Annotated in this window: 21 protein-coding genes, 2 tRNA genes and 1 pseudogene; 9 read left to right on the forward strand and 15 right to left on the reverse strand. The window is 57.0% G+C overall.

Translation table 11 applies throughout. From position 1 onward, the window contains the following. Positions 1 to 12 precede the first annotated feature (12 nt). The 3 genes and pseudogenes from KDX37_RS12915 to KDX37_RS12925 all read right to left on the reverse strand — a co-directional run bounded on the left by KDX37_RS12915 (position 13) and on the right by KDX37_RS12925 (position 1,393). Positions 13 to 558: a hypothetical protein gene (locus tag KDX37_RS12915; protein WP_231653097.1), complete on the reverse strand. Its 546-nt coding sequence runs from the start codon at positions 556 to 558 to the stop codon at positions 13 to 15. Positions 559 to 740: 182 nt separating this feature from the next. Further along, a pseudogene (locus tag KDX37_RS12920) lies at positions 741 to 1,175 on the reverse strand (EAL domain-containing protein); the annotation flags it as partial. Further along, positions 1,148 to 1,393: a hypothetical protein gene (locus KDX37_RS12925; RefSeq protein WP_231653098.1), complete on the reverse strand. Its 246-nt coding sequence runs from the start codon at positions 1,391 to 1,393 to the stop codon at positions 1,148 to 1,150. The gene KDX37_RS12925 and the pseudogene KDX37_RS12920, both read right to left, overlap by 28 nt. A 289-nt stretch (positions 1,394 to 1,682) precedes the next feature. On the opposite strand from KDX37_RS12925, the gene KDX37_RS12930 reads away from it, so the two are divergent. Next, a complete protein-coding gene (locus KDX37_RS12930) occupies positions 1,683 to 2,747 on the forward strand; it encodes an NAD(P)-dependent alcohol dehydrogenase (protein ID WP_231653099.1) in 1,065 nt (354 codons plus the stop codon). Positions 2,748 to 3,140: 393 nt separating this feature from the next. Then, positions 3,141 to 3,503: an NUDIX hydrolase gene (locus KDX37_RS12935; RefSeq protein WP_231653100.1), complete on the forward strand. Its 363-nt coding sequence runs from the start codon at positions 3,141 to 3,143 to the stop codon at positions 3,501 to 3,503. A 135-nt stretch (positions 3,504 to 3,638) separates the two neighbouring features. On the opposite strand, the gene KDX37_RS12940 is transcribed toward KDX37_RS12935, so the two are convergent. Further along, positions 3,639 to 3,715, reverse strand: a tRNA-Val gene (locus KDX37_RS12940). A gap of 256 nt (positions 3,716 to 3,971) precedes the next feature. After that, positions 3,972 to 4,048: transfer RNA gene (locus KDX37_RS12945), tRNA-Val, on the reverse strand. A gap of 183 nt (positions 4,049 to 4,231) precedes the next feature. On the opposite strand from KDX37_RS12945, the gene KDX37_RS12950 reads away from it, so the two are divergent. Next, the gene (locus KDX37_RS12950) at positions 4,232 to 5,515 is read left to right on the forward strand and encodes an NAD(P)/FAD-dependent oxidoreductase (protein ID WP_231653101.1); all 1,284 of its coding nucleotides are present in this window, start codon (positions 4,232 to 4,234) and stop codon (positions 5,513 to 5,515) included. A gap of 71 nt (positions 5,516 to 5,586) precedes the next feature. Here the strand turns inward: KDX37_RS12950 and KDX37_RS12955 are convergent, their stop codons facing one another. Next, complete coding sequence (locus tag KDX37_RS12955; protein WP_231653102.1) at positions 5,587 to 6,282, reverse strand: peptidase C39 family protein; 696 nt, start codon at positions 6,280 to 6,282, stop codon at positions 5,587 to 5,589. Positions 6,283 to 6,502: 220 nt separating this feature from the next. On the opposite strand from KDX37_RS12955, the gene KDX37_RS12960 reads away from it, so the two are divergent. After that, positions 6,503 to 6,682 carry a hypothetical protein gene (locus KDX37_RS12960; protein WP_231653204.1) on the forward strand — a complete coding sequence of 60 codons (180 nt, stop codon included), beginning with the start codon at positions 6,503 to 6,505 and terminating at the stop codon, positions 6,680 to 6,682. A gap of 107 nt (positions 6,683 to 6,789) precedes the next feature. Here the strand turns inward: KDX37_RS12960 and KDX37_RS12965 are convergent, their stop codons facing one another. Both KDX37_RS12965 and KDX37_RS12970 read right to left on the reverse strand, forming a co-directional pair. After that, on the reverse strand, positions 6,790 to 7,548 hold the full coding sequence (locus tag KDX37_RS12965; RefSeq protein ID WP_231653103.1) for a TerC family protein: 759 nt from the start codon (positions 7,546 to 7,548) through the stop codon (positions 6,790 to 6,792). A gap of 34 nt (positions 7,549 to 7,582) precedes the next feature. Continuing rightward, positions 7,583 to 7,825 carry a hypothetical protein gene (locus KDX37_RS12970; RefSeq protein ID WP_231653104.1) on the reverse strand — a complete coding sequence of 81 codons (243 nt, stop codon included), beginning with the start codon at positions 7,823 to 7,825 and terminating at the stop codon, positions 7,583 to 7,585. A gap of 134 nt (positions 7,826 to 7,959) precedes the next feature. Here KDX37_RS12970 and nhaR point away from each other — a divergent pair, with 134 nt between their 5' ends. Next, positions 7,960 to 8,862, forward strand: coding sequence for a transcriptional activator NhaR (gene nhaR / locus KDX37_RS12975; protein WP_231653201.1), 903 nt, complete (start codon positions 7,960 to 7,962; stop codon positions 8,860 to 8,862). Here nhaR and KDX37_RS12980 read toward each other — a convergent pair. Together KDX37_RS12980 and KDX37_RS12985 are read right to left on the reverse strand one after the other, a co-directional pair. Beyond that, complete coding sequence (locus KDX37_RS12980; protein WP_231653105.1) at positions 8,859 to 10,010, reverse strand: MFS transporter; 1,152 nt, start codon at positions 10,008 to 10,010, stop codon at positions 8,859 to 8,861. The two genes, nhaR and KDX37_RS12980, sit on opposite strands and share 4 nt — an antisense overlap. A gap of 149 nt (positions 10,011 to 10,159) precedes the next feature. After that, positions 10,160 to 10,669: a DUF1993 domain-containing protein gene (locus KDX37_RS12985; protein ID WP_231653106.1), complete on the reverse strand. Its 510-nt coding sequence runs from the start codon at positions 10,667 to 10,669 to the stop codon at positions 10,160 to 10,162. Between the two features lie 268 nt (positions 10,670 to 10,937). On the opposite strand from KDX37_RS12985, the gene KDX37_RS12990 reads away from it, so the two are divergent. Next, a complete protein-coding gene (locus KDX37_RS12990; protein WP_231653107.1) occupies positions 10,938 to 11,600 on the forward strand; it encodes a YceH family protein in 663 nt (220 codons plus the stop codon). 45 nt (positions 11,601 to 11,645) lie between these two features. Here KDX37_RS12990 and KDX37_RS12995 read toward each other — a convergent pair whose 3' ends face one another. Beyond that, entirely contained in the window at positions 11,646 to 12,458 is an 813-nt protein-coding gene (locus KDX37_RS12995; RefSeq protein WP_231653108.1) for a shikimate 5-dehydrogenase, read from the reverse strand. 209 nt (positions 12,459 to 12,667) lie between these two features. Here KDX37_RS12995 and KDX37_RS13000 point away from each other — a divergent pair, with 209 nt between their 5' ends. Next, positions 12,668 to 13,048 carry a hypothetical protein gene (locus KDX37_RS13000; protein ID WP_231653109.1) on the forward strand — a complete coding sequence of 127 codons (381 nt, stop codon included), beginning with the start codon at positions 12,668 to 12,670 and terminating at the stop codon, positions 13,046 to 13,048. Between the two features lie 178 nt (positions 13,049 to 13,226). Next, positions 13,227 to 13,409, forward strand: coding sequence for a hypothetical protein (locus KDX37_RS13005; protein WP_231653110.1), 183 nt, complete (start codon positions 13,227 to 13,229; stop codon positions 13,407 to 13,409). 110 nt (positions 13,410 to 13,519) lie between these two features. Here KDX37_RS13005 and KDX37_RS13010 read toward each other — a convergent pair whose 3' ends face one another. Then, the gene (locus tag KDX37_RS13010; RefSeq protein ID WP_231653111.1) at positions 13,520 to 14,080 is read right to left on the reverse strand and encodes a hypothetical protein; all 561 of its coding nucleotides are present in this window, start codon (positions 14,078 to 14,080) and stop codon (positions 13,520 to 13,522) included. A 250-nt stretch (positions 14,081 to 14,330) separates the two neighbouring features. On the opposite strand from KDX37_RS13010, the gene pbpG reads away from it, so the two are divergent. Continuing rightward, on the forward strand, positions 14,331 to 15,272 hold the full coding sequence (gene pbpG, locus KDX37_RS13015; protein WP_231653112.1) for a D-alanyl-D-alanine endopeptidase: 942 nt from the start codon (positions 14,331 to 14,333) through the stop codon (positions 15,270 to 15,272). 84 nt (positions 15,273 to 15,356) lie between these two features. On the opposite strand, the gene KDX37_RS13020 is transcribed toward pbpG, so the two are convergent. From KDX37_RS13020 to KDX37_RS13030, 3 genes are all read right to left on the reverse strand, one after another. Next, a complete protein-coding gene (locus tag KDX37_RS13020; protein ID WP_231653113.1) occupies positions 15,357 to 16,787 on the reverse strand; it encodes an NAD-dependent succinate-semialdehyde dehydrogenase in 1,431 nt (476 codons plus the stop codon). A gap of 245 nt (positions 16,788 to 17,032) precedes the next feature. After that, positions 17,033 to 17,419, reverse strand: coding sequence for a low affinity iron permease family protein (locus KDX37_RS13025; protein ID WP_231653114.1), 387 nt, complete (start codon positions 17,417 to 17,419; stop codon positions 17,033 to 17,035). 120 nt (positions 17,420 to 17,539) lie between these two features. Then, entirely contained in the window at positions 17,540 to 18,400 is an 861-nt protein-coding gene (locus tag KDX37_RS13030) for an SDR family oxidoreductase (RefSeq protein WP_231653115.1), read from the reverse strand. Positions 18,401 to 18,477 lie beyond the last annotated feature (77 nt).

Here is an 18,477-nt window from a genome sequence, read left to right on the forward strand (position 1 = left end):
TCATCCAGGCCATCAGGCCAATATTCCAGCCTTGATGCCTCTGATGCGGGTGTTGATATCATCCGCCACATCATTCTGCTTGTCCTTGAGCGCATCCTGGACTTTCTGGTCAAGAGCCAGTTGGTCCTGAGGCGTCATGGAGTCGTAGTCCTTCTGACTGACACCGGTCAGCTTTTCACGGACTTTCTCTTCAGCGGTCTGCTTAAGAATGTCCATGAATTGCTGCATTGATCCAGTGGAGGTCGCGCCGGTAGCGTTGGCGTCAGCCACCGAACCGATAACGCCGTTATCACGATCGGCGGTCTTCTCGGACAGCGAGGTATCACCGGCTGCCTTGAGGTTGACCATCATCCTTGCAAACGATTCGTTGTAACCCTTGTTGTCCTGTGTACTGTCCTGCGACACAGAGCTGTTGTTTTGCAATGTAACCGGTGCCGCGCCCTGAAGAAGGCCTGCAGCGGCGACCGAGCTGAACGCGTCCTGAGACACTTCATCAACGGTCTTGCGCCCCACAGCACGGGAAACCAGCTGTTCGAGCGCACTGTTACCAATAATCATCTTCCACCTCCTGATGATATGGGTGCACTGGTTTAATAGCAAAAGCAGTGCCAGTTCGCTAGAAAACGCTTAAGACGCTGATTCAAAAGACTAAATTCTTGACAGCCCGTGTCAAAACGATGACACAGGCACTGCCGACTGCCGCCTGCGGCAAAACACTGCCGACAACCGGAGGATCGCTGCTAATGCAAATGCCCGCTGGCCGTCAGCTTTTCCATCGGCACCGGGGCGGAAAAGTAATAACCCTGCGCCTGTCCAGCACCTATCTCGCGCAACATCTCAAGGGTCTGCAGATCCTCCACGCCTTCGGCGACCACACTCAGGTCCAGCGACTCCGCCATGCGCACAATGGCCCGCACGATCGCTCGGCTTCGAGCACTGGTTGCCAACTCGAAGATGAACGATTTGTCGATTTTCAGGCCACTGAAATGGTACTGGTGCACATAGCTGAGGGATGAAAAACCCGCGCCAAAGTCGTCCAGAACCACTGACATCCCATGTTCGGCCAATTGTTTCATGGACAGACGTGCCTGCTCGGGGTCAGCCACCAGCGCACCTTCGGTCAACTCCAGACACAGGCGACCAGGTGCTACTGCCTGCTCGGCAAGCATGGCCAGCCCATCCCGCCGCCGCCCTGCCCCATCAGACGCTTCTGCTCGCCCGCAATATAGAGCGCCCAAGGAACGTTCGGTATGCGTGCTCGCGCGCCCTGCATCACGTCGTCGAGGGCGTTACGGCTGGAAAATCGGCCATAACCCTCGTGCTGCGCCACGCTGGGGTCCGCGTCAATGTTGGCCGAAGGGGAAAGACCTGAGGTCATGGGGGGTACTGTCATGAAAACACCGGCTCCAGAAACGACGGCTATATTCGACGGCCAGGCGTCGTGCTGGCAAGCCCGTTATAGCCTTATCGCCACCTTTACCCGCAAGGACTGTTCCTGCCTCAGGCCCCCACGCATCGGTATTTCGAGACCCGCACCACTTGAACCGTCCCTTGCCGCCTGAACCGCGCACGACGCCAAGCATCGCACGATGCAAGCGCCGAAGGGTCTACAGGCACTCAGGCATATTGCGCACTATGCTGTGCATCGATTTCAGCCACCACACACTGACGAGGTGATCGCAATGGTCAAAACATACAGCTACGCAGCCCAGAGCCCGACAGACCGGCTCAAGCCTTATCGCTTCGAGCGACGTGCGCCCGGTGCGGACGACGTGCAGATCGACATTCTTTATTGCGGCGTCTGCCACTCCGACCTGCATACCGCGCGCAATGAATGGAAGAACACGTTGTACCCGTCCGTGCCGGGCCATGAAATCGTCGGACGCGTCACGGCGGTGGGCGCCAACGTCACGAAATTCAAGGTCGGCGATCTTGCGGGCGTCGGCTGCATGGTCGACAGTTGCCAGACCTGCGTCTCTTGCGCCGAGGGTGAAGAGCAATATTGTGAGAATGGCTTTACCGGGACCTACAACGGCCCCGTATTCGGCGGGGAAAACACCTTTGGCGGTTATTCCGACACGCTCGTCGTGAAAGAAAAATTCGTGCTGCGCATTTCCCACAGTGACAACCTGGCGGCCGTCGCACCGCTGCTGTGTGCAGGTATCACGACCTATTCCCCGCTTCGCCACTGGAAGGTGGGGCCTGGCAAGAAAGTCGGCATCGTCGGTCTTGGTGGCCTGGGCCATATGGGCGTCAAGATTGCTCATGCGATGGGCGCAGAGGTGGTGCTGTTCACCACATCGCCCAACAAGCGTGAGGACGGATTGCGCCTTGGCGCCAATCAGGTGGTGGTGTCAAAAGATGCGAAGGAAATGGCCGAGCAGATCAACAGCTTCGACTTCATTCTCAATACCGTAGCGGCCCCTCACGATCTGGACGCGTTTCTATCGCTGCTCAAGCGCGACGGCACCATGACGCTGGTCGGTGCGCCTGCCGAACCACATCCCTCGCCGACCGTCTTCAATCTGATCTTCAAACGTCGCAGCCTCGCAGGCTCGCTGATCGGCGGCATTGCCGAGACGCAGGAAATGCTGGATTTCTGTGCCGAGCACGGAATCGTGTCTGATATCGAAACCATTGCTATTCAGGACATTAATGAAGCCTACGAACGGATGCTCAAAGGCGACGTGAAGTATCGATTCGTCATTGATATGGCGTCGCTGAAGCAGGAAGCCTCTGCCGCCTGACGCTTGGCGCATCTCAGGGCCGTTCAATGAGCGGCCCTCTTATGATCAGATCGACTTGCTCTTCAGAGCCGTCCGTCGCGATCCTGCGCGGTTCGTCACTACAAACTTGATCTGCACCTTTGCGGGGCGCCAGATAGAGCCCTGCTCATCGCTGAGACAGATGCACACCTCTCGAAGCTCGCGTTTCCGCGACCTCCCCCTTCCATTGCCTGCATCACCGCAGCGTTGGTCCACAGCGTTTTCTGTTAGCTGACATGGCACCAAATATGCTTGCTCAGCTTAAGATGAACTTTTTATTACAATTTAGTGACTATTTAAGCCTGCGCATGGGTCTCAAGTTCATTAAGTCCTTGCAGATACTCATGGTAATGGACGTTAGACAGGTGAATGGATATGAAAGAACGAGCAACAGTCATCTGCAAACGTGACGGCCAGGTCCTGTACGTGCGCAAACCAAAATCCCGTTGGGCATTGCCAGGCGGCAAAATCGAAGCGGGGGAAACTCCGGCTGAAGCAGCAGCGCGTGAGCTGAACGAAGAAACCGGTCTGGAGAATCTGGACCTGCTCTATCTGGCCGAATACGAGAAAGACAAGGTTACGCACTATGTGTTCGTGACCCGCGTACCGGCGAGCAGCGAGCCTTCCCCACAGAACGAAATCTCGGCCTGCAAATGGCTGGCATCCAAGAACGTTGGCGACCTCAAGGCCAGCAGCGCCACAAAGACCATCGTCAAATCGTTTGCCAGACAGGCCTGAATGCTCGGGTTGCTGTTCAAACCGCCTGGTGACAGGCGGCCTGGGCAGGCACCTGCAATTAAAAAGAGCCGAAACGAAAAAGGGCCAACCTTTCGGTTGACCCTTTTGCTACCGCCCAGCAGAGCGGATTTTGTTTGGTAGGCGCGATTGGACTCGAACCAACGACCCCCACCATGTCAAGGTGGTGCTCTAACCAACTGAGCTACGTGCCTGCTGTGGGTCGGCATTCTACGGATATTCAAATAGCTGTCAACGGCTTTTTCGCAGTAACTCTCTGAATACGCAAATTTTTTGCGCTCCAAAGCAGCGCGCCCTGGCTGCGTGTGACATGCGATCGCTCATCCCTGAATCCTGCCCATCCAGTGCGAGCGAACTTGCGAGGACTTATTCAGGACGGGACAGCAAAAACAAAAAGGGCGACCCTTTCGGATCGCCCTTTTCCTACCGCCCAGCAGAGCGGATTTTATATGGTAGGCGCGATTGGACTCGAACCAACGACCCCCACCATGTCAAGGTGGTGCTCTAACCAACTGAGCTACGTGCCTGCTGTGGGTGTGCATCCTACCTGCATTCGCAGGCGTGTCAACCGGTTTTTGACGCTAACCCTATGAATTGATGAAGCTTTTGCGCAAGGCGCCACTCGAAGTGTTTTTCGGTTGTGCTGGCAGAGCGATTTCATCTCGGGTAGGATCGACGCAATCGTCAAGAATATTAAACGGAGTTCCAGTATGGCGAACACGCCCTATCCGCAGTCCTATTACGCAGCTTCGGCCAATCCGGTACCGGAACGCCCAGTCTTGCAGGGTGAGGTCGAGACCGATGTGTGCATTATCGGCGCGGGTTACACAGGGCTGTCCAGCGCGCTTTTCCTGCTGGAAAACGGTTTCAAGGTGACTGTCCTGGAGGCGGCAAAAGTCGGCTTCGGTGCGTCTGGTCGCAACGGAGGGCAAATCGTCAACAGCTACAGCCGCGACATTGATGTGATCGAGCGCACTGTCGGGCCTCAGCAGGCGCAATTGCTGGGCCACATGGCCTTTGAAGGCGCAGCCATTATCCGGGATCGCGTATCCCGCTATGGCATTCAGTGTGATCTGAAGGATGGTGGTGTGTTCGCGGCGCTGACCAGCAAGCAGATGGCGCATCTCGAAGCACAGAAGCGCCTCTGGGAACGTTACGGCAACACCAGCCTTGAACTGATGGACAAGCGCCGGATCAACGAAGTCGTGGCTTGCGATCAGTATATAGGTGGCCTGTTGGACATGAGCGGCGGTCACATCCACCCCTTGAACCTGGCGCTGGGGGAAGCGGCTGCGGTCGAGTCGCTGGGCGGCACGATCTTTGAACAGTCGGCGGCCATCCGTATCGAGCGAGGCGCAAGCCCCGTGGTACATACCGCACAGGGCAAGGTCCGCGCCAAGTTCATAATTGTCGCGGGCAATGCATATCTGGGCAACCTGGTGCCGGAGCTGGCAGCCAAATCGATGCCCTGCGGCACTCAGGTAATTACCACCGAACCGTTAAGCGACGACCTGGCCAAGACCCTGCTCCCGCAGGACTACTGCGTCGAGGACTGCAACTATCTGCTGGACTACTACCGCCTCAGCGCCGACAAGCGGCTGATCTTTGGTGGTGGTGTCGTATATGGCGCCAGAGACCCTGCCAACATCGAAGCAATCATCCGCCCGAAGATGCTCAAGGCATTCCCGCAGCTCAAGGACGTGAAGATCGATTACGCCTGGACCGGTAACTTCCTGCTGACCCTGTCGCGCCTTCCTCAGGTCGGACGACTGGGCGACAACATTTACTACTCGCAAGGTTGCAGCGGGCACGGCGTGACTTATACCCACCTCGCGGGCAAGGTGCTGGCTGAAGCACTGCGCGGCCAGGCAGAGCGATTCGACGCTTTTGCCGACCTGCCTCATTACCCGTTCCCTGGTGGACAGTTGCTGCGCACTCCAATGACTGCTTTGGGCGCCTGGTACTACAGCCTGCGCGATCGACTCGGTTTCTGATCGGCGATAAAAACCGGCATCTTCGGATGCCGTTTTTCATGACGTGCGTTTATTTCATTTAACGCTTTGGGTCATTTACCACCCCGATTCAGTGTTTTCACAGCTTCACCCGCCGCCTGCTCCTGCCCTGCCCTCGCCAGCTCGTCGGCAGCCTTGAGCCAACGCTGCTGATCGACGTGAGCGGGCAACTGACGTGGCGACTGGATCAGTACCGCCCAGCCACCGGCATCCTTCCAGGCCGAACTGAAGCTGCTGAAGCTCATCACGTAGCGCCGGTCCATACCTGCGTGCAGCAGGACGGTTTCCTTGACTCGGTTGTAACCGACCAGCACGGCATAACGCGGCCCCTTCCAGAAAGCAGAACCCTGCGCAAAGCGCAACATCACCGGATAACCCGCAGAAACCTGCGCCAGTACGGACTGCAAGTCACTGTCGACGGGATAGACCATGAATCCGTATTCGCGGGCGACTTTCTGCATGTTCTGCTCCAGACGATCTTCGGCGCCCGGCAATTGCAGCGGTTTGTCCAGCAAGCCAGGAGTGGTCTGAACATTCTGATTGGCCAACATGCTGGCCAGCGCTCCAGGGCCACTCTGGTAGATATTGCCCCGGAAGAACGGCACCGAGTTGAGTTCAACCCGATCCGGGAGCTGTTTGATCTGTGGGGTAACCATGGACGTGCAGCCCGCCAGCGTCAGCACAAGCGCAACGGTGAGCCAGGGTTTGAGGGATCGGGTGGCGCAGGAACGAAACAATACCGGCAACATGTTTACTCACTTCAACAGACGTCGAGCAGCCCACAACCCGACTCGGACTCCGATCATAGAGCGGTCCAAGGACCGGGTATAGCCTACAACCGCAGTCAATGCATTCCAATAGACCAAATCGGTCATAGCGGATCGCCATTGGTCAATTAACCGAAACATGGCCAGTAGTAGACTGTCAATTATCAGAAGTGCAACACACAGCATGAATGTGGAGGCAGTGATGAGCCTGGAATTGACAATCGTGATGCTGATAGCTTCGTGGCTTGCCGTAGCGACTGCAATGTTGTGGGGCGTACTGCGCATCTCGCGCCGTCACCATCCCCGCAGTGTCACGCAAACGACTGTGGCGCGCGGTCGTGAAATCACGCACCCGAAAACGCAGCCTGCTGCCGCGCATTGAGCGGGCTGGCGGCATGATGGTCAGTGGACACAAGTCTTTCTGATCCGCCATAAAAAAGGGCCGATCCGTTTTGCCCGGATCGACCGTTTCATTCAGCGGGTCTGGGATCAGGCGTTGGAAACCTGTTTCGCAGCCTTCTTGCGTTTTGCCTTGCGGACCAGCATGTTCAGGCCTTCGATCGCTGCCGAGAACGTCATGGCGGCGTAGATGTAGCCTTTCGGAACATGAGCACCGAAGCCTTCGGCGATCAGTGTCATACCGATCATGATCAGGAAGCCCAGCGCCAGCATGACGACCGTCGGGTTCTCGTTGATGAACTTGGCCAGCGGGTTGGCCGCGACCAGCATCACGATGACAGCGGTCACTACAGCGATGATCATGATCGGCAAGTGTTCAGTCATACCCACAGCAGTAATGATACTGTCGATGGAGAACACCAGATCCAGCATCAGGATCTGCACGATTGCCGCACTCATGCTCAACGCCACGGTGGAGCTGAGAGTTTTCTCTTCCTCGGTCTTGACGTCCATGCTGTGGTGAATTTCTGTCGTGGCTTTCCAGACCAGGAACAGACCACCCGCGATCAGAATCATGTCTTTCCAGGAAAACGCCTGACCGAAGACTTCGAGCACCGGCTGAGTAAGCTGGACAATGTATGCCACGGTGCTGAGCAAGCCCAGACGCATGACCAAGGCCATACCGATACCCAGTTTGCGGGCCTTGTTACGTTGATGCTCCGGCAACTTGTTGGTGATGATCGAAATGAAAATCAGGTTATCGATACCCAATACCACTTCCATCACAACGAGGGTTGCCAGCGCGATCCAGGCGGCCGGGCTTGTTGCAAGTTCCAAAAGGTATTCCATAGATCACTGCCCTGCTTAAGCCAATAGGTGGACGTCAGATTTCTTTATCGGACTTGCTTTCTTTTTTATCGGAGCTTTGTGCCGGTTCAAGCACTGAAAGTTCCTGCCTGGCCTCATCAAGGGCCTTTGTTGCAGCCTGATGGGTGTCGTCAATTGCCTGCTTGGCTGAATTGGCCGCCGTATCAAGCATCTGCTTGGACGATGACTCAATCTGATCGCACCCTGCCATTACAGCAAGCGAACAGGCCAGAAGTACAGCGTAAACCGGTGTGTTCATGATTTCCTCGATAGGCAGAGCCGGACAGCGAGTTTGGGTCCGGCGTTGGAACAGCATTCTAATGAAGCCGAAACATCCGGAAAATTCGATTTTATAAGGCGTACACTTCGGCTTTTACGAATCGGGAAATGTCGATGCTCAATTACCGGCAGTTACACTATTTCTGGGTCGTGGCCAAAACCGGCAGCATCGTGCGCGCCTGCGAGCAATTGAACCTTACCCCGCAGACCGTCAGCGGGCAGATCAGCCTGCTCGAGGCATCTTTGGGCGTTGATCTGTTTCAACGAGTAGGCCGGCAGTTGGAAATGACCGAGGCGGGTCGAGTCGCCCTGCCCTACGCAGAGCAGATGTTTCAGCTGGGTAACGAACTGGAAAACCTGTTGCGCTCCCAGCCTGATGAACAACAACTGCTGTTTCGTATCGGCGTAGCGGATGTGGTGCCCAAATCGATCGTGTACCGATTGATCGCACCGACCATGGACCTCAACGAATCGATGCGAATCACCTGCCGCGAGGACAAACTGGAGCGATTGCTCGCCGACCTCGCAATACAGCGGCTGGATCTGGTGATTTCGGACAGTCCGATGCCGCCGCACCTGGATATCAAGGGGTTCAGCCAGAAGCTGGGAAAATGCGGTGTCAGCTTTTTCGCGACGCAAGAAGTCGCCGAACGGCTCGGGACTGATTTTCCAAGGTGCATGCATGGGGCGCCGCTATTGATTCCAGGTCCGGAAACAGTGGTCCGCGGGCGACTGATGCGCTGGTTCGCCGAGCAGAAAATACAGCCGCGTATCATTGGCGAGTTCGACGACAGTGCCCTGATGAAAGCCTTCGGAAAATCAGGCAGCGGAGTTTTTGTAGCGCCCGCAGTGATCGCTGACGAGGTCCAGAGCCAGTATGGCGTGCAGCTGATCGGTCACACAGATGCCGTCACCGAATCGTTTTATGCTATTACGGTGGAGCGCAAGGTCAGGCACCCTGGCGTTGTCGCTATCGCCGAAGGTGCCCGAAACCAGCTATTCACCGACGCGCTTTAAGCCGTGGCGGTCGCCGGCTGGCCTTTCATCAGCAGCAAGGCCAGCAGTATCGCCAGGACGATGATTCCGGCTGCCGCGAACCCGAGGCTGCCAAGCCCCAGGTGATCAATAACCCGGCCACCGATCACTGCGCCGATGCCTATACCCAGATTGGCGCCAGCGATGTTCAACGACGCGCCGAACGCGGGCGCTTGGGGCGCGGCCTTGATAAGCCGGACATGACTGACCAGAAAAAGGGCAGCCTGGGTGATACCCCATATCGCCAGTGCGAGGGGCAGCGCATAAACAGAGTGAATGCTCGGGACCACAGCGACCATACCCACCACCATGAATGCGCAGAACACCAGACTGGCGACCAGCGGATGACGGTCGACCATGCGCCCGCCCAGCGAGTTGCCGAGCAATCCCACCGCACCGAAGCCCATCAGGCACCAGCCCACCAGGTTGCCATCAAACCCGGCAAGGCGTTCCAGCATGTCCGCCAGGTAGGTGTATGCCGTAAACATGCCGCTGAACACCAGCACAGACAGCAATACGTGCCCCTGCATCAGCGGGCTGCGCAGCACGCCGAACTGGCTGAGGATCGACACCGGATCTTTTTTCGCGTCCGTTGCGGGCAGGAATACCAGCAGCAACAATGCCTTGGCAAACGCCAGCACTGACAGCAAGGCAAACACAGTGCGCCAGCCGAACGCATCGGAGATCAAGGTGCCCACTGGTATGCCGAACACTGTGGCGCAAACAATCCCGAAGCCGATTCTGGCAATCGCGCGCCCGGCAAACTCAGGGCCGACGATGTCGACGGCAGTCTCGCTCGCCAGTGCCCAGAACACCGGCAGGCCTAACGCCGGGATCAGCCGCGCGATGCCCATGATCGCCATATTCGGCGCCAGCGCCGCCAAGGCGTTTGAAAGCCCGAACAGAATCAGGATGCTGATAAACAGACGCTTGCGATCAAAGCGCGAAAAAAAGGCAGTCAGAAACGGACCAAATGCAGCGACGGTAAAGGCAAACAGCGTGACGAGCAGCCCGGCCTGAGACACCGTAACCCCGAGGTCGCGCGCCATTGCAGGCAAAAGACCGACGATAACGAACTCCGTGGTCAGCACCGTGAACCCGGCAGCCGACAACAGCAGGATGGGTAACATGAAAACTCCAGAACAGCGACGCAGAAAGCCTCGGATCGAGCCACTGCGGGAAAGGCAAATTACGAGGATTGATCTTTTGACCGGCCCATCGCGTGTTTGTACACACGCAATGGACGGGCTTGAAGCGTGCAGTCAGCCAATCAGGCCAATCAGAACTTGCCCATGAAATCGCGCTTGCCGATTTCAACGCCGTTGTGGCGCAGCAGGTCATAGGCTGTGGTGACATGGAAGAAGAACTGTGGCAGCGCATAGCTGAGCAGGTACGCCTGACCGTTCAAACGCTTTTCCTTCTCGGTGCCAGGACGCAGCACAATTTCGATGCCTTCGTTGCCATCGACCTGTTCAGGCTTGATGCTGCCGATGAACTCAAGCGTCTTGGCAAGCAGCGCCTGCAACTCCGCGAAAGTGGTTTCGCTGTCTTCGTACTGTGGAATTTCAACGCCAGCCAGACGAGCCGAAGCGCCCTTGGCGAAGTCGACTGCAATTTGAATCTGACGGGTAAAGGGCAGCATGTCCGGGAAGAGACGGGCCTGGAGCAGCGCTGGAGGCTGGATTTTCTTCTCGGTCGCGTGGGCTTCGGCTTTGGTCAGAACATCGTTCAACGCGTTGAGCATTTGCTGAAAGACTGGGATGGACGCGGCGTACAGGGAGATAGACATGACATATCCTGAGTGAGAAAGGCGCAATTATAGACCTTGCGCAGATGAAAACATGTGAGAGTTTCAGTCTCATTGATGGCTGTGAGAAAATCGCAGCGCAATGTCAACGCCGTAATGCATGGCGAAAACTGCCTGGTCATAACCAGCCGGGTACAGCTTTTGAGCCCTGTACATCCAGCAACCGACCTGGCTCCTGTCAGCGCGTCGAGCTGGCAATAATCTCTCTCACCCCCTACGCTGGCTCACCGTCATCACTCAGGGAAGCGTCATGTCCATCGAACCCTCCTCTCCCGACTTGTCCCAGAATGCCCAGGCGTTGCAGCTCAACAGCACCGAAGTGCGGATTCTCGGCAGCCTGATCGAGAAACAGGCCACAAGCCCCGAGACCTATCCGCTGACCCTCAACGCGCTGCTCATTGCCTGTAATCAAAAGACCAGCCGCGACCCGGTCATGAACCTGACTCAGGGTCAGGTCGGCCAGAGTCTGCGTGCACTGGAAGGTCGTGGGCTCACGCATCTGGTGATGGGCAGCCGAGCCGATCGCTGGGAACACAAGGTCGGCAAGGCGCTGGAGCTGGTGCCTGCGCAGCTGATTCTGATCGGCTTGCTGTTATTGCGAGGGCCGCAGACCGTCAGCGAATTATTGACCCGCAGCAACCGCATGCACGACTTCGACGACAGCGAACAAGTGGTGCATACGCTGGAGCGGTTGATTGCACGCGGCCTGGCGACGCTGATACCGCGCCAGTCCGGCCAGCGTGAGGATCGCTACATGCACCTGCTGGGCAGCCCGGAAGACCTCCAGGAACTGCTCACCACACGCCAGAACCCGCCAGAACGTGCGCCTGCAAACGCTGCCTATAGTGAGCGACTGGAAGACCTGGAGGCGCGAGTTCTGGCACTCGAAGCGCGCCTGGCAAAACTCGAATAGTTGATGCAGTCTGCCCACCTGAAATGGCGGGCAGACTGTTGCGCCTCAACTTCGGGCAAACGCTGCGGCCTGCTGATACTGATCATCGGTCGGACGAACACCGGTGTATAGCACGAACTGTTCCAATGCCTGAATCGCGGCCACTTCATCACCACTGATGACCCGTTTGCCCAGCCGTCGCGCCGCCTTTATCAACGGCGTATCGGCGGGGATCGCCACCACATCAAAGATAGTGTCGGCGCTATTGATAGCGGCCTCGTCAAAGGCCAGCTCATCCGCTTGCGGGCCTGTCATGCCCAGAGGTGTGACGTTCACCAGCATTTGCGGCCGCTCACTGCCAAGCTCGGCCTGCCAGCGCAAGCCACAGGCTCGCGCCAGGTTACGCCCGGCCTGCTCGTTGCGCGCCACGATGATACCGTCGGTGAACCCGGCATCACGCAAGGCAAACGCCACTGCCTTGGCCATGCCGCCGCTGCCACGCAAGGCAAATGTGCCGTGTGGCACAGCATGGCTCTGCATCAATTGGGCAACTGCTATGTAGTCGGTATTGAAAGCTTTCAAGTGCCCGTCGGTATTGACGATGGTGTTGATCGACTGAATGGCCGCGGCGGATGCGTCCAGTTCATCGACCAGCGCAATGCAGTCTTCCTTGAACGGCATCGACACCGCACTGCCTCTTATGCCCAGCGCGCGTATACCGGCCACGGCGGCAGCCAGGTCGTTGGGGGCAAACGTCTTGTAGTAGAAGTTCAGGCCCAACTGTTCATAGAGATGGTTGTGAAAACGCACGCCAAAGTTTCCTGGACGCGCGGCCATGGACATGCACAGCAACGTGTCCTTGTTTGCAGTAATGGGCATGTTTTTTCTCCCGAACGGTATTGGATTATTTCTGTCAGGCAGGCGTACACTTCGCTTCGTTGCCAGCCACACAAGTCGCTGAGCACCTTACATAAAATTTACTCAACGATTTCGCAGTTTTTAACAATTTCGATGTCTTAGAGTTATCCCGTGGCAGTGCTTGAGAGTAGTGCAGGCCCGCGACAACGGGTTGAGAGCGAGGAACACTCATGATTCGTCAAATCCCCAAAATTGCCTTGTTCATAGGTGCCTTGGCCCTTGCTGGCCAAGCGAATGCCGACCGTGGCTGGGGTGGCCCTGCCGTGGTAGGAGCCATCGTAGGCGCTGCCGTTGTAGGCGCAGCGGTTTCGTCCAGCCGTGACAGGACCGTCTATGTAGAGCGCGAGCCGGTTTACGTGCAACAGGCGCCGGTCTATTACGCACCGCCTCCGCCGCCGGTCTATTACCAGCCCACTTATCAAGTGGTGGAGCGTTACCCGGTACCGGTACCGGGACCACGCTACTACTATCGTCACTCAGGCTATGACCGGCCGTATGGCACGCCTCCAGGCCCTGGCTATTACTACGGCCCGCCCCGTGGCCGCTGGTAAACACAGCAGTTAAAAAGAACCCGCCTTTACTGGCGGGTTTTTTTAACTGCACATACGCGGTCCTGCCTCGGCAACCCTGCTGCCCCACGCTTGTATCAATGATGACTATTGAGAGCGTTGATTTCTACCTCTGTCCATCACGCCTTAAAGTGGCGACATAGATTGGTGGAGGTTAATCATGAACAAGGTTCAAATCATGTCCGTAGTCGGCAGCGCTGTTCCGGCCCCACTCAGGGAACGCGGGCTGTTGGCCTGCTGGTACCTGATACAGGATGGCGAACCCGTCAGCGGTCCGTTCGCTTCTCTGCCGCTGGCTCAGGCGCTTTCCGAGAAACTGGAAAATCATTCGCTCAACAGTTGACCACTTTCATCCCCGATTTTCGTGAGACTCGTGCGTTGCTCCGCACTCCGTTGACCGCATCCTTCGATGCGGTTTTTTTTGCCCTGATTTATCGGCTTCGGTCTTCGGTCTCAGGCACGTTCGGCCATGGCCGCGTTGACCTGGCAGCGATGGGTGAGCTTTTGCAGGCGTTTTTCCAGCGCCATGAACACCACCCGGTCGGTACGCCCACTGTCCAATTCGTCGATCAGGTCGTTGGCCACCTGACGCAGTTCGAAAGCCAGTACCACCCGGTCATCGTTGAGATCCTGCTTGTGGGACTCGAACAGCCGGTGCAGATAATCCTGCAGCGTGTATTTCAGACTGTGCCGGTCGCTGGCTCGCAAGTGCGTGAGGTTCAACTGCGTGCGGGCCTGAACTTCGCTCAGTTCGCCACACAGATACTGCATGCGACGCGCATAGCCTACTTCCCTGTCGCGGATCTGTTTGCGGTTCTGCTCCGCATCCTGCTTGCGTTGAATGGCCGGTACCGCAACGGCCACCATGATGCCGACAATCAGCCCAATCGCCTGCATCCAGCCCGCCCAGTCAGCGGGACGCGACACGAAGCCTGCGCCCAGCAGCAGTACGGCAACCAGAGAAGCGACGATTACCAGTACAACGTAATCCCTGCCGATAAACCCCTTGAGCATTGCATGACTCCTTGAACCCATGACCTACGTAGCCGGGAATGCTAATCGGTGCAGGCTTCAGACACCATGAAAATTCAAGGTGCAGCCTCTTTTGTGCGCGCTTGCTACTTAACGGCAACTTAACAAGATCCTGTTTTCGAGCAGTATTAGCGAAACGCCCTACAGCGCCCATCGACATTAACGAAACTCTGCTCCTAAAATGCAGCGTTTTTTCTTGTTCCTTCCGTTAACACACTTTATCGAGTGAGCCTTGCTCTTGAAAATCCGTCTGCCTCTACTGGGCCTATTATGTGTACTTACAGGTCCAGCATTTTCTACCTCTGTTCTGGCAAACGAAACCGCCGCTCTGAACCGTGACCCGTCCAATCTGCATCTTGCGTCCGGCAGCGCCATGGTCATTGATTTGCAGACTGACAAAGTCCTGTATTCGAGCAACCCGGATGTGATCGTGCCAATCGCTTCAGTCACCAAGCTGATGACAGGCATGGTTGTGCTGGACGCCAAACAATCGATGGACGAAATCATCCCGGTCAATATATCCCAGACTCCGGAAATGAAAGGCGTGTTTTCCCGGGTCAAACTGGGCAGCGAACTGAGCCGCAGGGACATGCTGCTGATCACCCTGATGTCCTCGGAAAATCGGGCTGCGGCCAGTCTGGCACACAGCTATCCAGGCGGTTATCCGGCGTTCATTCTGGCGATGAACGCCAAAGCCAAGGCATTGGGCATGAAACACACCGCTTACGTCGAGCCGACCGGCTTGTCGGTGTATAACGTTTCGACGGCGAGGGACCTGACAAAGCTGGTGATGGCGGCACGCAAGTACCCGATGCTGAGCGAACTGAGCACCACTGAGCAAAAGACAGTGACCTTCCGCAAACCCACCTACAGCCTGGGCTTCAGCAACACGGACCATCTGGTACGCAAGGAAAACTGGGACATCAAGCTGACCAAGACCGGCTTCACCAACCAGGCTGGCCATTGCCTGGTGCTGTTGACCACCATGGCCAACCGTCCGGTTTCCGTGGTGATTCTGGATGCATTCGGCAAATACACCCATTTCGCCGACGCCAGCCGTCTGCGCAAATGGATGGAAACCGGCCAGAGCGGCCCGGCGCCAGAAGTGGCTTTGCAGTACAAGAAAGAGAAGAATCTGGTCATGAAGCAGACCGGGATCCAGGCCCGCGACTGATCACCTGCCGTATGAATGATGCTACAAACCAAAAACGGTCGGCCTGTGCAAACAGGGCGACCGTTTTATTTTACCTTCCGACAATCAGTTGTACTGAGTGACCAGCTTGGTGTTCAGATAAGCCTCGATGGCCTCTGTACCACCCTCCGAGCCGTAGCCGGAGTCCTTGATACCGCCGAACGGGATTTCTGGCAGGCCAATACCCTGATGGTTGATCGACAGCATGCCCGCTTCGATGTAGGTACTCAGTGCCTGAGCAGTCTTCATCGATGTGGTAAACGCATAGGATGCAAGACCGAACGGGACACGGTTGGACTCGGCAATTGCCTCCTCGACGGTATCGAATGGCACCAGCAGCGCAACAGGGCCGAACGGCTCTTCGTTCATGATGCGCATGTCACGGGTCAGCCCGCTCAACACAGTGGGTTCGAAGAAATAACCAGGGCCATCAATGGCCTTGCCGCCCGCTGACAAGGTAGCACCAGCGCGAACCGCATCGTCGACCAGATCCACAAGCGCAGGAATTCGGCGTTCGTTGGCGACCGGCCCCATGGTTGTGCCTGCTTCCAGACCATTGCCCACTTTAATCTCACGGGTCAGGCCGACGAATTTTTCGGTGAAGGCTTCCAGCACATTGCGCTGCACCAGTATCCGCGTGGGTGATACACAGACTTGCCCGGCATTGCGGAACTTGGCGGTTGCCAGAACACGAGCAGCCAGATCAATGTCAGCGTCTTCGAATACCAGGGCCGGCGCATGACCGCCCAACTCCATGGTCGCGCGCTTCATGTGCTGACCGGCCAGCGCAGCCAACTGCTTGCCGACCGGCGTGGAGCCGGTGAATGTCACTTTGCGGATGACCGGATGCGGAATCAGGTAATTGGAGATTTCCGCCGGAATGCCATACACCAGACCGATCACGCCCGCTGGCACACCGGCGTCAGCGAAGGCGCGAATCAGTTCGGCAGGCGACGCCGGGGTTTCTTCCGGGGCCTTGACGATGATCGAGCAACCGGCAGCCAGCGCAGAAGACAACTTGCGCACCACCTGGTTGATCGGGAAGTTCCAGGGCGTGAACGCCGCCACCGGACCTACTGGCTCCTTGATGACTTTCTGCTCGATGGAAACGCCGCGCGACGGCACGATACGCCCGTAGCTGCGACGGCCCTCTTCAGCCAGCCATTCGATGATATCGGCTGCAGACATGGCTTCCATGCGTGCTTCCGCCAAAGGCTTGCCCTGCTCTTGGGTCATGATGCGCGCGATGCTGTCGGCCCGTTCGCGAACCAGCGCAGCCGCTTTCTGCATGATTTTGTAACGGTCATAGGCGGACGTGGCGCGCCAGGTCGCGAAGCCGCGCTCGGCAGCAGCCAGCGCTTCGTCCAGATCGGGATTACTTGCGTGAGCGACAGTGCCGATCGACTCACCGGTGGCGGGATCGATGACCGGCAAGGTACGGCCGTCGCGACTCGCGCGCCATTGGCCGTCAATATAAAGCTGTACGTCGGGGTACATGGCAACTCTCCATAGGTCGTTGCAAGGGAGCGTGAGATTCGCTCAAAAACTGCCCAGAGCCAAAACTGCCCAGAATTTAGGGGCGTATACCCGTATTGGTCAAGCGACCTCATCGACAGCGGCCGATTGGTGCTCTTGAGACGATGCAAATACGGGTCAAACGGCAACAAAGGCATGAGCCTTCAAGGTGGCCATACTCATGGGACTTTATGAATATCGGGTCGATAAACGAGGATTCAAGTCATTCAGTTTGAATCAGGCAGGATCGGTAGTGGTGCAAGCGCCTGCTGGTCACCCATGGCCTTGTATTTCTTGCGCAGCGCCCGGAGCTCTTTCTGATCAAGATTGTCCAGGCTTAACAGTGCGTTCTGCGCATCCTTGGTGACTCGCAGCAATTCATCCACCTTGAGGTGCAGCACATCGTTGTCACGGTTCTGAGTGTTCTGAGTCAGGAACACCATCAGAAACGTAATGATCGTCGTCGACGTGTTGATGATCAACTGCCAGGTGTCGTTGTAATGGAACCATGGGCCGGTGCTGGCCCAGACCCCGATAAGGACAACGGCGACGGCGAATGTGCCGGGGCTGCCTGCCCATTTGGAAAGGGATTGTGCAAATTTTGAAAATTTCATGAGGACCTGCCTGACATCAAGTGTTACTGCATAGACATCCGACGGTTTGTGAAATTTCCTTTGATTTCAATGAAGTGAATACCGAGGCGGTGCCCGGAACAGGCACCGCACTCACAGGATTTACAGAATCGGTTTACCGCCGGTCACGCCGTATCGCTCGCCGGAAATATAACTGCCCTCATCGGACGCCAGCAGCACGTAGATAGGCGACACTTCGACCGGTTGGCCAGGGCGACCCAGTGGCGTCTGACTGCCGAAGCTTTCGACTTCCTCAGGCGACATGGTCGATGGAATCAGAGGCGTCCAGATCGGACCGGGCGCGACGCTGTTTACGCGAATACCCTTGGGGCCCAGCAATTGCGCAAGACCGCCGGTAAAGTTGGCAATCGCGCCCTTGGTGGTGGCATACGGCAGCAATGTGGCCTTGGGCATGTCGGAGTTGACCGAGCTGGTATTGATGATCGAGCTGCCCTTGGCCATGTGCGGAACCGCGGCCTTGCAGATACGAAACATCGACGTGATGTTGGTATCGAACGTCTTTACCCACTCTTCGTCCGTGATCTCCTCAAGGGTCTCGTGGCTCATCTGAAAGGCGGCATTGTTGACCAGCACATCAATGCGACCGAATTCCTCGACCGTCTTGCTGACGATGTCTTCACACTGTTGACGTTGCGCCAGATCGCCTGGCAGCAGCAGGCATTTGCGACCGGCCTCTTCTACCCAACGCGCCGTCTCCTTGGCGTCGTCGTGCTCATTCAGGTAGGAAATCGCGACCTGCGCACCTTCGCGGGCAAACGCAATAGCCACCGCGCGACCGATACCGCTGTCAGCACCGGTAACCAGCGCGATCTTGTCCTTGAGACGTCCAGAGCCGGTGTAGCTCTGCTCACCACAATCCGGGTACGGGTCCATTTTGGCTTGAGAGCCGGGGACAGATTGAGGCTGCTTGGGGAACGGTGGTGTTGGATACTCTTGTTTCATTTGAAGATCTCCTTGAGATTGACGACTCTCGCCCACGCCTGACCAGGCGCGGCAGAGGTTGATTGACGCGCCACGGC

Source organism: Pseudomonas californiensis (assembly GCF_021147775.1).
Taxonomy (GTDB): Bacteria; Pseudomonadota; Gammaproteobacteria; order Pseudomonadales; family Pseudomonadaceae; genus Aquipseudomonas; species Aquipseudomonas californiensis.